The following is a 15210-nucleotide window of genomic DNA, read 5'->3' as shown; positions in this document are numbered from 1 at the left end:
GTTACAATTCATTCTCTTCCTTTAATAATTTTTTATTTAAACGACGATATGTTTTCGTCAAGCTATATAACTCTGCTTCAATCACAGGGTCCAATTCATCTGCTGTCATACGCCATGACCAATTGCCACCAATGCTTGATGGGTAGTTCATGCGAGCTGAGCCGTCTAGTTCAAGCAAATCTTGCATGGTTGCAATTGCCATAAAGCTGACAGAAGCAAAGATAGTCCGTAGCATAGCATGAGGTACTGTTTCATATTCTTTACGATTAGTATATTGAGCCATATATTCACGTATGGCATCATCAATTTCATCGCGATACCAACCAAGTACCGTATTATTATCATGCGTACCTGTGTACATGACAGAATTGTTAGGCGCAAGATGTGGACTATCAATACTTTCAGACTCTGGATTAAAGGCGAATTGAGTGACTTTCATACCAGGGAAGCCTGTTTTTTCCCGCAAAGCAATCACTTCGTCGGTCATAAAGCCTAAGTCCTCGGCGATGATGTTTAGTTCACCCAATTCTTCCTTCACAGCTTTAAACAAAGCATAATCAGGACCTTTCACCCATTTACCAGGAGCGGCTGTATCGGATCCAGCAGGGATTTCCCAATAAGATTCAAAACCACGAAAATGATCGATACGAACCACATCGTAGATTTTGAAACTCTCACGTAAGCGTTCAATCCACCAGCTATACCCATCTTCATCCATTGCCTTCCAGTCATAAATTGGGTTTCCCCAAAGTTGACCGGTCGCAGAGAATTCATCTGGCGGACATCCTGCTACACATGTAGGCTGTCCTAATTCATCTGTTTTAAAGAAATGCGGTTGCGCCCAAACATCACAGCTATCAGCTGCCACATAGATTGGCATATCGCCAACGATTTCAATATGATGTTCGTTAGCATAATTTTTCAATTCTAACCATTGTTTGAAGAAGAGATATTGCGTAACACGATGATAGGTCAATCGATCAGCTAGCTTTTCGCGATAAGTTGCCAAGCTAGACGCTTCACGATGACGTACCGCTGCATCTGGCCATTCAGTCCAAGCTTTCAAGTCGAAATGCTCTTTAATCGCCATGTATTCAACAAATACTTCAAGCCAAGACGCATTATCTGCTACAAATTTTTCATAAGCTGCTAAATCTCCGCGTTCTAAGAAACGTTTCACAGCTTTTTCTAAAACCGGTCTACGATTGTTGAAAACTTTCGCATAATCTACTTTTCTTGGATCTTGACCAAAGTCTAAACCATCAAGATCACTTTCAGTAAGTAGACCCTCTTCAATCAGTCGGTCAAAATCAATAAAATGTGTATTTCCCGCAAATGCAGAGAATGATTGGTAAGGAGAATCTCCATAACTGGTCGTGCCCAAAGGCAAAATTTGCCAGTAGCGTTGCTTTGTTCTTACCAAAAAATCCACAAAATCGTAAGCACTTTTTCCAAATGAGCCGATTCCGTATTTCCCTGGAAGAGAAGAAATATGCATGAGAACACCACTTTGACGTTCTTTCATCTTATCACCTCAATAAATTTTTCTGTTAAATTTTGCATTCATTTAACGAAAACGTTTGCGTTGATTTGATTATAACTTAATTCCAGAATGGACGCAACCATTTTTCTGCTTTTTTTGTAATTTTTTAAAATGTTTTGGATGTTTAAATCATTTTCTTCTATTGTTTTATTAAATTTTTTGGAGTGGAAAATAAAAAATTTTTAAGATTTTTTTAAAAAAGTGTTGCAACCGTTTTCTATTTGTGGTATACTAAGTATAGTTTAAGAAAACGTTTGCGTAAACTATTTTAAATTGTTATCTTATTATTTTATTCTTTAGGAGGAATAAATCATGAAACGTAAAATGTTGAAAAGTGTTGCAGTTCTTGGAACTGTAGGATTGGCTAGTTTGTTACTAGTAGCTTGCGGTAGCAAAAATAATAAATCAGCTTCTTCTGGTGATGGTAAAAACCTCACTGTTTACGTAGAAAAACAATACGAAAAATATGTAAAGAAAGCAGCTGAAGCTTTTGAAAAAGAAAGTGGAACAAAAGTTACTATTAAAACTGGCGACCAACTTAAAGGTCTTGAAAATCTTTCACTTGACAACCAATCTGGCAAAGCTCCAGACGTTATGATGTCTCCATATGACCGTGTAGGTAGTCTCGGTTCAGACGGCCAACTTTCTGAAATGAAACTTGATAAAGGTTCAATGACAGATGATACTACCAAAGCACTCGTAACAACAAAAGGTAAGACTTATGGCGCACCTGCTGTTATTGAAACATTAGTAATGTACTATAACAAAAATCTTATCTCTAAAGCTCCAACTACATTTGCTGAATTAGAAGAACTGGCAAAAGACAGCAAATATGCTTTTGCTAACGAAAATGGCAAAACAACTGCTTTCCTCGCTGACTGGACAAACTTCTATTATACTTATGGTCTTTTAGCGGGTAATGGTGGATACGTCTTTGGTAAGAATGGTACCGATCCTAAAGATATTGGACTTGCAAATGACGGTTCTATCAAAGGTGTTGAATACGCTAAAACTTGGTATGCAAAATGGCCAAAAGGAATGCAAGATACTAAAGGTGCCGCAAACTTAATTCAAACTCAATTCCAATCAGGTAAAACAGCTGCTATCATTGAAGGCCCTTGGAAAGCTGCATCATTTAAAGAAGCTAAAGTGAACTATGGTGTTGCCACTATTCCTACACTTCCAAATGGTGAAAACTATCAAACCTTTGGTGGTGGTAAAGCTTGGGTCATCCCTGCAGGATCTAAAAATGCCAAAACAGCTCAAAAATTTGTCAACTTCTTGACATCAACAGATCAACAAAAAGCTTTCTATGATGCTACAAACGAAGTACCTGCTAATACAGAAGCTCGTAAATATGCTGAAGGTAAAAATGATGAATTGACTTCAGCTGTTGTTAAACAGTTCCAATCTGCTCAACCTATGCCAAATATCTCTGAAATGAGTACTGTATGGGATCCAGCAGCAAGTATGCTCTTTGATGCTGTAAGTGGTAAAAAAGATGCTAAAACTGCTGCAAATGATGCCGTGAAATTGATTAAAGATACTATCGATCAAAAATTTGGTAAAAAATAAAACAGATTGAGGTAGGATAGAACTCGATTGGCAGCACCAGTCGAGTTCTATATTTTAGAAAAAGGAGACTCTGATGACTACACAACAACAGCCACGTAAAGCATTGCTGCTCTCCCTCATCCCAGGACTTGGGCAAATTTATAATAAACAAAAAGCAAAAGGGGCTATCTTTTTAGGAGTTACCATCTTATTTTTGATTTACTTTTTCGCCATTGCTGCTCCTGAGTTAGGAAACTTATTTACTCTCGGTGAGGTGTCTGGACGCGATAACTCTCTTTTCATGCTGATTCGTGGTGCATTCCACTTTATTCTTGTCATTGTTTATTTCATCTTTTATGCTCTCAATCTAAAAGATGCTTATACTATTGCGAAACGTTGGAATAATGATTATCCAGTTCCTACGACTTTCAAAGATATGTTAAAAGGAATTTACGCTAATGGTTTTCCTTACCTATTGATTATTCCTTCATATATTGCAATGACTTTTGCTATCATTTTCCCTGTATTGGTCACTCTTTTAATCGCCTTTACAAACTATGATTTCCAACATCTGCCTCCAACCAAGCTCTTGGATTGGGTTGGCGTGACAAACTTCACTAATATTTGGCGACTTAGCACTTTCCGCTCTGCTTTTGGAGCCGTTCTTGGTTGGACTATTATCTGGGCACTGACTGCCTCAACTGTCCAAATCGTTATTGGTATTTTTACCGCTATTATTGCAAACCAACCATTTATTAAAGGAAAACGCATTTTCGGCGTTATCTTCCTACTGCCTTGGGCTGTCCCAGCATTCATCACTATCTTAACTTTCAGTAACATGTTCAACGATAGTATCGGTGCAATCAATACCCAAGTCATTCCGCTTCTTGGTAAAGTATTGCCATTCTTAAATGGACATCTGATTCCTTGGAAAACAGATCCGACCTGGACTAAAATTGCTCTAATTATGATGCAAGGTTGGCTTGGTTTCCCTTACATTTGTGTATTGACACTTGGTATCTTGCAATCCATTCCAAACGATCTTTACGAAGCGGCTTACATTGATGGTGCAAATGCATGGCAAAAATTCCGCAATATCACTTTCCCAATGATTTTAGCAGTTGCTGCTCCTACACTCATCAGTCAGTATACTTTCAACTTCAACAACTTCTCTATCATGTACCTCTTTAATGATGGCGGTCCTGGTACAGTTGGTGGTGGTGCAGGTTCGACTGACATCCTCATTTCATGGATTTATCGTTTAACAACAGGTGCAGCTCCTCAATACTCAATGGCTGCTGCGGTAACACTTATCATTTCTCTTATCGTGATTTCAATCTCCATGATTGCGTTCAAGAAACTACATGCATTTGATATGGAGGATGTGTAAGATGAATAATTCTATTAAATTTAAACGCCGTTTAAACCACTTTTTAACTTATTTCTATCTAGTGGCTTTATCTATTATCATTATCTATCCTCTCTTGATTACGATTATGTCTGCTTTCAAGACAGGGAATGTCCTTGCGTTTAAGCTAGATACAGATATTAATCTTAGCCTAGAAAACTTTAGCAAGCTTTTTACTGAAACTCTTTATGGGACTTGGTACTTTAACACTTTAATCATTGCTATCTTGACAATGATTATCCAAACAAGTATAGTTGTACTAGCTGGTTACGCTTATAGTCGTTATAATTTCCTAGCTAGAAAACAAAGTCTGGTCTTCTTCTTAATCATTCAAATGGTGCCAACAATGGCTGCCCTGACCGCCTTCTTCGTTATGGCTTTGATGTTAAATGCGCTCAACCACAGTTGGTTCCTCATCTTCCTTTATGTCGGCGGTGGTATCCCAATGAACGCTTGGCTCATGAAAGGATACTTTGATACGGTTCCCATCTCGCTTGATGAGTCTGCTAAATTGGACGGTGCTGGTCACTTCAGACGCTTCTGGCAAATTGTACTGCCACTCGTTCGTCCAATGATTGCTGTACAAGCTCTCTGGGCTTTCATGGGACCATTTGGAGACTATATCTTATCTAGTTTCTTACTTCGTGAAAAAGAATTCTATACAGTTGCTGTTGGTTTACAAACCTTTGTTAGTGATGTGAAGAATTTGAAGATTGCCTACTTCTCAGCAGGTGCTATCTTGATTGCCTTGCCAATCTGTATCTTATTCTTCTTCCTACAAAAGAACTTTGTATCTGGTTTAACAAGTGGTGGCGACAAGGGATAATCTTGTCCCACCCTCTTTTATTTATAGTTGTATGATAGCTAATAAATTTAATTTTATTAGCTATCACCTGACTATAATTTTTTAGAAAGTGTGTCTTATGCTACCTTATCCATTTAATTATTTTTCTAGTATTTACGGTTTTAAAAAGCCTTTTGCCAACCGAAAATTACTGACCTGGTGTCAATTGATTTTTACAAGCATCTTTTTAATTTCCTTATCCATGATACCAGTTGCTGTGCAAAATGCATCTCTCAAAACTTATCCACTCACTACCTTCGTAGACGGTGTTTTTGACCCTATCACAAAGGAAGTAATGGACGATATCACAGAGAATGCTAAAATAGCAAATCATCAATTCAGCTATGCTGGTCAGCAATCAACTCACAATAGCAAAGCAGGAACTGTCCTTCTTGGAAAAGGGAATACAGCTTTAGGAGAAAAGCTGACCCTTGCTTTTGAGCCAAAGCAATTGGTTATTAGTAAAAAAGGAAGAAAACTGGCAAACATTCAATATCAGCACATCAATCAAGCTGCTTTAAAAAATAAAGCTGCTCTGAGCGCAGCCATTTCACAAGATTGGTTCCAACAAAATCGTATCACTGTCAGTCTATTTTTGATTTTGATTTCAGGATTTCTATTGGCATTAAACTTCTTTATTGTCCTTCTAGGTGCCACTTTTTTCCTTTACTTAACGAAAAAATCTCGTCTTTTTTCTTTTAAAACCGTCAAAGAATGCTATCATTTTGCTTTGAATTGTTTAGGTTTGCCAACATTGATTGCTGTCGCGGCAGGGTTATTGTTCGGTCAAGCCATGACCACTATGATTACCATTCAAAACATTCTGTTTGTTCTTTATCTCGTCATTATTTTCTATCGGACACATTTCCGTGATGAAAAAATGAAAAAGTAGGAGGTTTTTTATGCGAGTTACTATTAAAGAAGTTGCTAAATTGGCAGGAGTTTCGCCTTCTACCGTTACCCGTGTTGTCCAAAATAAATCCAGCATCAGCGATGAGACCAAAAAAAGAGTCCGTAAAGCTATGAAGGAATTGAATTATCATCCTAATCTTAATGCACGTAGTCTTGTTAGCAGTTACACACAAGTCATTGGTGTTGTTTTACCTGATGATTCCGATGCTTTTTATCAAAATCCATTTTTTCCTTCAGTCTTTCGCGGGATTGCTCAGGTGGCTTCCGAGCATCACTATGCTATTCAAATTGCGACTGGAAAAAATGAAAAAGAACGCATGGAAGCTATTTCCCAAATGGTTCTTGGCAAACGAGTAGACGGACTCATCTTTCTTTACTCTCAAGAAAATGATCCACTAGTGAAAATGGTCAGTGAAGAACAATTTCCTTTCTTAATTTTGGGAAAATCTCTTTCTCCCTTTATTCCTTTGGTGGATAATGACAATATCCAAGCGGGATATGATGCAACAGAATATTTTATCAAAAAAGACTGCCGTAATATTGCTTTTATCGGCGGTAGCAAAAGACTATTTGTAACGCAAGACCGCTATAAAGGATACCAAAAAGCGCTAGAAGATTACCATTTAGAGCTTGACCCTCAAAATACAGCCTTTGCAAATGAATTTTTGGAAGACAAAGGATATCAATTTACCAAGCGCCTTCTCAGTCGTGATACAAAAATTGATGCTATTATCACAACAGACAGTATGCTGGCAGAGGGAGTTTGTAATTATTTAAATGAAAATCAATTATCTGTTCCCACTCTAGCCTTTGACTCTATTAAACCCAAACTTGATTTAACAGCTTATGTAGATATTAACACATTAGAGCTAGGGCGGGTTTCGTTCAAGACTATTCTACAAATTATCAATGATACCAAAGAAAATCGACAAATTTGTTATCGCCAATTAATTCCACATCGCATTATCGAACAATAAAGAAAGGAAGTTTATGGCTTTCCGAACATTCCAAGCCTACTTAGATGACCAAAGTCTCATCACGATCGAGTTAGAAAAACAATTTTATACTGAACAATTACAATTTACAATCGAAACGGTTGATAGCACACAAACCTTACAGATAAGAACTCTGGAAGAACAAGATGACTTCGTGCAATACAGTCTTGCTCCTCTAAAACCGCTAGATGTAACTGAACATTATTGGATTTACGACCAAGATCGTAATAAAACCTTTTTGCAATTTCGCCATATTGTGAGAAAACCGATTTTTGACCAGACCTTTGCTTATGATGGCGATGACTTAGGAGCTCATTACACTCCTAAAGTAACGACTTTTAAACTCTGGGCTCCTATTTCCGAGCAAGTTTTGCTCCATTTACAAAATCAAGTTTATCCGATGACACTTGGTGAAAAGGGCGTTTGGCAAATAGAAGTCTCTGGAAATTTTGATAGAGCTGCTTATTACTATCTACACAAAGTGAATGGTCACTGGGTGGAAGTCCATGATCCTTATGCCTTATCTTCAGAAAGCAATTCTGGTGTTAGTTATGTTGTCAATCCAGAGAAAATTACTCGCCCAATTCACCGAGCAGCAACACAAATTCCAATAACAAAAGCTGTTATCTACGAGATGAGTGTGAGAGATTTTTCCATGCAAAAAGAAGCTGAGTTTTCTTACCCTGGGAAATTCAAGTCCCTAACAGAGTCTCCTGATTTGCAAGAACACACTTTGGGAATGGATTATGTCAAACAACTGGGCATTACTCATATCCAACTCATGCCAGTGTATGATTTTGGCAGTGTTGATGAAAACCATCCAGAACTCGTGTATAACTGGGGCTACGACCCTATGCAATACAATCTTCCTGACGGTAGTTTTGCAACGAATCCACATGATCCTTATACAAGAATCGTTGAATTGCAAGAAGCAATCGCTGCTTATCATCAAGCCGACATCAGTGTTATCATGGACGTCGTTTACAATCATGTCTACGATCCCCAAACCTATGCTTTTGAAAAAATCGTCCCAGGCTATTTCTTCCGCTATGATCACAATGCCAATTTAACAAATGGGACTTTCTGTGGGAACGACGTAGCAAGTGAACGAGCAATGGTTCGTAGCTATATTAAGCATTCCCTCAAACAATGGCTAACTCTTTATGGAATGGACGGCTTCCGCTTTGACCTCATGGGCATTCTAGATATGGAAACCATGAAACAAATCGCAGAGGAATTGAAGTTTCTTTATCCAAATGTCTACCTTTATGGAGAAGGCTGGCGTATGAATACGGGACTCGATAGCAATCGGCTTGCACATCAATTCAACGCCGCTCAGTTACCAAGCTATGGTTTTTTCAGCGACCACTTCCGCAATACAATCAAAGAAACGATTTTAGAAGGCAGTCAAATCCAAGATTCCAAACCAATAGATACGATAGAAAATGTATTGACAGCTAATGTTGGATTAACGGAAACAGCACATTTTATCGCACCCCAGCAAGCTATCAACTACGTGGAATGCCATGACGATGCAACGGCTTTTGATTATTTTGCAATTAAAAAGCCAGATATCTCTCTAAATGAGCGGTTAGCAGATGCACGACTCGCTTTGCATATTACTTTGTTAGCTCAAGGAGTACCATTCCTCCATAGCGGGCAAGAGTTTTTCCGTAGTAAAAACCTCATGGATAATACTTATAATGCTCAAGACGCCATCAACCGTCTTGATTGGCTACACTCAATTGAATATGAGAAAGACGTAGATTTTGTTCGCCAGTTGATCCAATTCAGAAAAGCAAATCTGCTCCTCAGTTTGGAAACAAGAACAGAAATTAAAGATTACTGTTCTGTCGAATGGCTAAGTGATTCTGTGGTCGAATATAAAATTAAAGAAAAAGAAGATCAAATCACAATCCTCATTAACTTTGGAAACGAAGCATTTAGCTATCCAAATCAGGATAAACAAGCTATTTTTATCAACTACCCAGAGATCAGCCTTGACGTTCCTCTCAATACTAACAAAGATTCCTATACTGTCCCTGCAAAACAAGTTCTCGTACTTAAATAATCGTGAGGCTGGGCAAAAACACCATTTTTAATCAGAAATAGATAATCAACGACATTATAAAAGGCTTAAAATCAAGATTTATTTAAACCAGATTCTAAGCCTTTTTGCTTTTATGCTTGTTTTTGCCCAGCCTCTATTTGTCCCGCACCGAAGACCGCGAGACAGACTGCAAGTCATATAACAAAAAACATCAGATTGGCTAAACGAACCAATCTGATGTTTTATTCTTCTACGAAACGTCCAAGAATGTGAACATTATCCGCTACCGATACAAAAGCATGCGGGTCTACTTTTCGCATGATATGCTTGAATTCATTAAATTCAGCACGCGTAATGACTGTAATCAAAACAGTCTTTTTTTCATGATTGTAAGTTCCTTCTGCACCATTAACCATGGTTGCACCACGATGCAATTTGTTATGAATTTTATCAACAACTTCTTCGGGATGACTGGTAATAATCATCGCCTGCATCTTCTTTTGCTTAGTAAAGACTGCATCTGTCACACGGCTTGACACAAAAATCGTAATCATCGAATATAGTGCATATTTCCAGCCGAAAGTCACACCGGCAATAATCATAATCATGCCATTGACCATAAAGGAAATATTTCCCACATTTCTGCCGGTTTTCTTCCGAACTGTCAAGCTGACAATATCCGTCCCACCACTAGAAATATTGGAACGCAAAGCAAAGCCGATTCCCATTCCCATGATGACCCCACCAAACAAGGCATTGATAATCGGGTCATTTGTTAAACTCACTTCAGGAACAAACTGGATAAACAGCGAGCTCATGGAAACGGTTATAAAAGTAAATACCGTAAACTTGTGCCCAATTTGATACCAAGCCAAAATCATCAGCGGGATATTGATGAGGTAGAAAGTCACAGAAACCGGAATAGTAAATCCTAAAAAACGTGTACTTAAAGCAGCTAAAATCTGTGCCAATCCAGTCGCACCACTTGAATAAACATGTCCCGGTTGAAAGAAAAGATTCACTGCAACCGCAGATAGAAAACCATAAATGAGCGAAGCAGAAATCTTTTCATCGTACTTCTCACGAGAAATACTCTTAAGTACTCGTATCAACTTAAAATCATAGGCTAGACGGCGCAAATAATAACGCAATCGTTTGTAAATCTTACTTTTCTTCATGAGTTTCTACTTGTAAACTTAATTCTTCAAGTTGTTTGGCGTCAACTATGCTTGGTGCCTGAGTCATTGGATCACTTGCTTTGTTGTTTTTAGGGAAAGCAATCACTTCGCGGATATTTTCCTCACCAGCCAGCAACATGACAAAACGATCTAGCCCAATTGCCAGTCCACCATGCGGTGGAAAACCATAATCCATTGCTTCTAGCAAGAAACCGAATTGATCAGTAGCTTCTTCTTCAGAAAAACCAAGGGCTTTAAACATTCGTTCTTGCAAATCTTTGTGGTTAATACGAAGACTTCCACCACCCAATTCATAACCATTCAAGACAATATCATAAGCAATAGCACGAACCTTGCTCAAATCACCTTCTAATTCATGAGCTGTGTCTGCTTGTGGAAGAGTGAATGGATGGTGCGCACTCATATAGCGACCTTCTTCTTCCGACCATTCAAACATTGGCCAATCCACAACCCAAAGGTAATTAAATTTCGATTCATCAATCAAGTCTAGATCTTTTGCAAGACGAACACGAAGAGTTCCCAAGGATGCATTGGCAACTTCCAGTGTATCCGCTACAAAAAGAACCAAATCATTGTCTTCAAGCTGCAAAGCATCTGTCAAGTCACTTGTCAAGTCTTTCAGAAACTTAGCAACTGGGCCATTTAATTCACCTGATGCCACTTTCACCCAAGCAAGTCCTTTTGCTCCATACTGTTTTGCTTGCTCTGTCAACTTATCTATATCTTTTCGCGAATAGCTGTCAGCTGCATTTTTCACAACAATAGCTTTAACGGCTGGTGCTTCTGAGAAAACTTTAAAGTCAATTCCCTTGACAAGTTCTGTCAAGTCTTGCAATAGCATCTCAAAACGTGTATCTGGCTTATCACTTCCATACAGAGCCATTGCATCATCATATTTCATTCGTGGGAATGGCAGTGTAACCTCAATCCCCTTCGTTTCTTTCATCACTCGAGCAATCAAGCCTTCTGTAATATCTTGGATTTCTTGATCAGATAGGAAAGAAGTTTCTAAGTCAACCTGTGTAAACTCTGGTTGACGGTCTCCACGTAAATCCTCATCACGAAAGCATTTTACAATTTGATAATACCGATCAAATCCAGCATTCATCAACAGTTGCTTGGTAATTTGAGGGCTTTGTGGCAGAGCATAGAAATAACCTTGGTTCACTCGACTTGGTACCAAATAATCACGCGCCCCTTCTGGAGTTGACTTAGTAAGAAACGGCGTTTCCACATCAATAAATTCAAGCTCATCCAAGTAATTGCGGATAGAATGTGTTACCTTAGCCCGCAATTTCAAATTTGCCAACATTTCAGGACGACGAAGGTCTAAATAACGGTAACGGAGACGGGTATCATCATTTGCTTCAATACCGTCTTTGATTTCAAATGGAGTCGTTTGAGCCGTATTGAGAACTGTCAAATGCTCCACGTGTAATTCAACAGCTCCCGTTGCCAATTTATCATTCGCCTGCGTACGGGCTTCTACTTTTCCAGTCACTTCGATCACATATTCGCTTCGCAAACTTTCAGCGATTTTCATGACTTCTTTATCCACATTTTCAGGATTGATAACTAGCTGCATTATGCCTTCACGGTCACGCAAATCAATGAAAATCAGTCCTCCCAAGTCACGACGACGGGACACCCAACCTTTCAAAGTGATTTTTTGACCAACATGTTCACTACGAACACGCCCGGCATACATTGAACGTTTCATTTTTATTCTCCAAACTTTTAATTCTTTTACTATTTTACCACAAAAGCGATGAAAAAGAAGACATGCTTTTCAAAATCTTCATATCTTAACGTAATATTTTTACAAAAGAAGATGACGACTCACCTCTTACTTTCTTTGTCATATAATTCAGGATGCAAAACCTTGACCACATAACTTGATGCTAAGCGCAATAGCCCTGCTGCCAAGCCAAAAATCGGTGCTAAAAACCGAAAAAAGAAATCCCCTCTTACAAAATAGGCAATTCCTCCTATAATCAAAAAAACAATTAGAAACTGAATTACAGACGGAATGATTATTTTTTTCATTGTTCTCTCCACTTCTACTTCAACATTCTACTATGTTATGAGAGAAAAAAGCCATTCGACTGGCTTTCTCCCTTTTTAAATTAAAACCCCAGTTGTTCAAAAATTGTTTGAAAATCTTTTTGAATCTGATTTAAACTGACTGTCAATTCTTCACGAGTTTGATTGTTTTTGATGGTAACTTGATTGCTTTCAATCTCACTTTCACCAAGAGTTATCAAAGTCTTAGCAGAGAAAGTATCTGCTGACTTGAATTGCGCTTTTAACTTACGATTTAAATAATCACGTTCAGCTGTAAATCCCTGCTTACGAAGTGCTTGTACAATTTCCAAAGCTTTATTATTAGCACCGTCTCCCAAAACTGCAACATAAACGTCTAAGCTATCCTCCAGCGGCAAGGCTACACCCTGCTTTTCAAGAACGAGGAGCAGACGTTCTACGCCCATCCCAAAGCCAAATCCAGCCGTCTCTGGTCCACCAAAATAAGCAACAAGGCTATCATAACGACCGCCTGCACAAATAGTCAGTTCATTACCGGCTACATCTGCAGTAAATTCAAAAATCGTGTGATTGTAATAATCCAATCCGCGGACCATATTGGTATTGATAACATAAGGAATTCCCAGTGATTCCAACATCGAACGCACAGCTTGAAAATGAGTTTGGCTTTCTTCATCTAGATAATCCAGGATAGAGGGTGCATTTTCAACAGCGAGTTTATCTTCTTTTTCCTTACTGTCTAGCACACGGAGAGGATTTTCTTCCAGACGACGCTGACTATCTTTAGAAAGACTGTCTTTCAACGGCGTCAAATAATCAATCAATGCTTGACGATAAGCGGCGCGACTCTCCGCATTCCCCAAACTATTCAACTGCAACGTTACACCTTGAATACCAATTTCATTGAAAAATTGAGCTGCCATGGCGATTGTCTCCACATCAGTCGCAGGATTGTTGGATCCAAAACACTCTACACCAATCTGATGAAACTCACGCAGACGCCCTGCCTGTGGACGCTCATAACGAAACATAGAACCCATATAATAAAGTTTCACCGGCTTTTGGACTTCTGGGGCAAAGAGTTTATTTTCCACATAAGAACGCACAACTGGTGCTGTTCCTTCTGGGCGTAATGTGATATGACGGTCGCCTTTGTCATAAAAATCATACATTTCTTTGGTTACAATGTCAGTCGTATCTCCAACAGAACGACTAATCACTTCATAATGCTCAAATAGTGGGGTGCGAATTTCTGCGTAATGATATTTTTTAAATGTTTTGCGAGCAAATTCTTCTACATATTGCCATTTGAAAGACTCTTGAGGGAGAATATCCTGAGTCCCTTTCGGTTTTTGTAATTTCATAGCTTTCCTCTTCATTCATATAATATAATTATTTTACCACAAGTAACAGATTTTGAGGACTGTTTCGGTATATTTTCTCTAAAAAGCTAGCATGCTCTGCCCTTTTCCAAAAAATAAAAGAAAATCTGTCAAGTAACTTTACTTTACAAATTTTTTTTGATATACTATTACAGTTGATGAAAATCAAAGAGATTGAATCGAACTTATATTAAAAGGAGAATAAAGAAAATGGCAGTACCTGCACGTCGCACTTCAAAAGCGAAGAAAAACAAACGCCGCACTCACTACAAAATTACAGCTCCATCTGTACATTTTGACGAAACTACTGGAGATTACTCACGTTCTCACCGTGTATCCCTCAAAGGATACTACAAAGGACGTAAAATCGCCAAAGCTGCAGCAGCAGAATAATAGAAGGGAGCTATCATGCGCGTAAATATCACACTTGAACACAAAGCATCTGGTGAACGCTTGTACCTTACTTCTAAAAACAAACGCAACACTCCAGACCGTCTTCAATTGAAAAAATACTCACCAAAATTACGTAAACATGTAGTGTTTACAGAAGTTAAATAAGGTTTCATTACATTTCAGTACATGCTGAAAACCTTGATTTCATGCGATTTTTGAAATATTGAATTTCATTACAAAACATTTGAAATCAGTTCTATGGCAACCTTTTTGGCAACCTTTTTTGAAATAAAAAAGAAAGTCAACAATCGAAGAATGAGAAGTCCTAGAAGATTCTTAGGGCTTTTTTCATTCCTAAAAATAAGTAGAATAGCATAGTCTTTTCAATCATTTGTGGAATATAAAAATCTTCCTACACCATGTAAGAAGATTTTTCTTTTTTTACTTGCTTATCCAAGAGCTATGAATAAGCTCATTGATTGGGTGACTATATTTTGCATAATTGTAATGATAGTGATTAGAAGCTCTAGATAGAACATCCCCTGTTTTCTGGTCAGGTTGGACATATTTCTCAAATTCTGCAATAGGAATTATAAATAATTCAAGCCCCTTAATCTCATTATCTGAAACTTTACTTATTCCATAAGCAATACAATCAATATACTTTTCATTATGGTATTTTTGGAATTTCTTAACAGAATCATAGTTTGCTTCAACTGTAGTGGTTTCAGAATCTATCGGAATTGTTCTAGTTACTGGTAAAATTCTAAATTTTTCTTTACCTTTTGTTGCTTTCAAATAATTTCCTTGATTCATTACAGCAAAACCTCTAATGGATAAATTATATCTGATAAATTCTTTTAAAAATTTTCTTGTGTTACTCATTT

14 protein-coding genes are annotated in these 15210 nt (G+C 38.0%); 8 read left to right on the top strand and 6 right to left on the bottom strand.

From position 1 onward, the window contains the following. Nucleotide 1: 1 nt before the first annotated feature. The gene (malQ, locus tag ANG_RS01085; RefSeq protein ID WP_025271564.1) at nt 2-1525 is read right to left on the bottom strand and encodes a 4-alpha-glucanotransferase; all 1524 of its coding nucleotides are present in this window, start codon (nt 1523-1525) and stop codon (nt 2-4) included. A 330-nt stretch (nt 1526-1855) separates the two neighbouring features. Between malQ and ANG_RS01080 the strand changes: the two genes are divergently transcribed. From ANG_RS01080 to pulA, 6 genes are all read left to right on the top strand, one after another. Continuing rightward, complete coding sequence (locus ANG_RS01080) at nt 1856-3118, top strand: extracellular solute-binding protein (RefSeq protein WP_003038364.1); 1263 nt, start codon at nt 1856-1858, stop codon at nt 3116-3118. A gap of 73 nt (nt 3119-3191) precedes the next feature. Next, the gene (locus ANG_RS01075; protein WP_025271563.1) at nt 3192-4487 is read left to right on the top strand and encodes a sugar ABC transporter permease; all 1296 of its coding nucleotides are present in this window, start codon (nt 3192-3194) and stop codon (nt 4485-4487) included. 1 nt (nt 4488) lies between these two features. Then, the gene (locus ANG_RS01070) at nt 4489-5331 is read left to right on the top strand and encodes a sugar ABC transporter permease (protein WP_003038378.1); all 843 of its coding nucleotides are present in this window, start codon (nt 4489-4491) and stop codon (nt 5329-5331) included. A 97-nt stretch (nt 5332-5428) separates the two neighbouring features. Continuing rightward, a complete protein-coding gene (locus ANG_RS01065; RefSeq protein ID WP_003038367.1) occupies nt 5429-6241 on the top strand; it encodes a hypothetical protein in 813 nt (270 codons plus the stop codon). A 10-nt stretch (nt 6242-6251) separates the two neighbouring features. Next, on the top strand, nt 6252-7238 hold the full coding sequence (locus tag ANG_RS01060; protein WP_003038340.1) for a LacI family DNA-binding transcriptional regulator: 987 nt from the start codon (nt 6252-6254) through the stop codon (nt 7236-7238). Between the two features lie 13 nt (nt 7239-7251). After that, nucleotides 7252-9327, top strand: coding sequence for a type I pullulanase (gene pulA, locus ANG_RS01055; protein WP_003038390.1), 2076 nt, complete (start codon nt 7252-7254; stop codon nt 9325-9327). Between the two features lie 221 nt (nt 9328-9548). On the opposite strand, the gene ANG_RS01050 is transcribed toward pulA, so the two are convergent. From ANG_RS01050 to hisS, 4 genes are all read right to left on the bottom strand, one after another. Next, a complete protein-coding gene (locus tag ANG_RS01050; protein ID WP_003038405.1) occupies nt 9549-10484 on the bottom strand; it encodes a YitT family protein in 936 nt (311 codons plus the stop codon). After that, nucleotides 10471-12225: an aspartate--tRNA ligase gene (aspS, locus tag ANG_RS01045; protein WP_003038315.1), complete on the bottom strand. Its 1755-nt coding sequence runs from the start codon at nt 12223-12225 to the stop codon at nt 10471-10473. The genes ANG_RS01050 and aspS overlap by 14 nt, the downstream gene beginning before the upstream one ends. Before the next feature lie 119 nt (nt 12226-12344). Continuing rightward, entirely contained in the window at nt 12345-12551 is a 207-nt protein-coding gene (locus tag ANG_RS01040; protein ID WP_003027825.1) for a hypothetical protein, read from the bottom strand. 80 nt (nt 12552-12631) lie between these two features. Then, on the bottom strand, nt 12632-13912 hold the full coding sequence (gene hisS / locus ANG_RS01035) for a histidine--tRNA ligase (RefSeq protein WP_003038327.1): 1281 nt from the start codon (nt 13910-13912) through the stop codon (nt 12632-12634). Nucleotides 13913-14140: 228 nt separating this feature from the next. Between hisS and rpmF the strand changes: the two genes are divergently transcribed. Next, nucleotides 14141-14323 carry a 50S ribosomal protein L32 gene (gene rpmF / locus ANG_RS01030; protein WP_003026691.1) on the top strand — a complete coding sequence of 61 codons (183 nt, stop codon included), beginning with the start codon at nt 14141-14143 and terminating at the stop codon, nt 14321-14323. A 15-nt stretch (nt 14324-14338) separates the two neighbouring features. Next, entirely contained in the window at nt 14339-14488 is a 150-nt protein-coding gene (rpmG, locus tag ANG_RS01025; protein ID WP_003026692.1) for a 50S ribosomal protein L33, read from the top strand. 276 nt (nt 14489-14764) lie between these two features. On the opposite strand, the gene ANG_RS01020 is transcribed toward rpmG, so the two are convergent. Continuing rightward, a complete protein-coding gene (locus ANG_RS01020; RefSeq protein WP_021002212.1) occupies nt 14765-15208 on the bottom strand; it encodes a hypothetical protein in 444 nt (147 codons plus the stop codon). Between the last annotated feature and the right edge of the window lie 2 nt (nt 15209-15210).

This window comes from Streptococcus anginosus subsp. whileyi MAS624, from assembly GCF_000478925.1.
Taxonomy (GTDB): domain Bacteria; phylum Bacillota; class Bacilli; order Lactobacillales; family Streptococcaceae; genus Streptococcus; species Streptococcus whileyi.
Note: the sequence above shows the minus strand (reverse complement) of the source record. Positions and strands in the feature narration are given on the sequence as shown.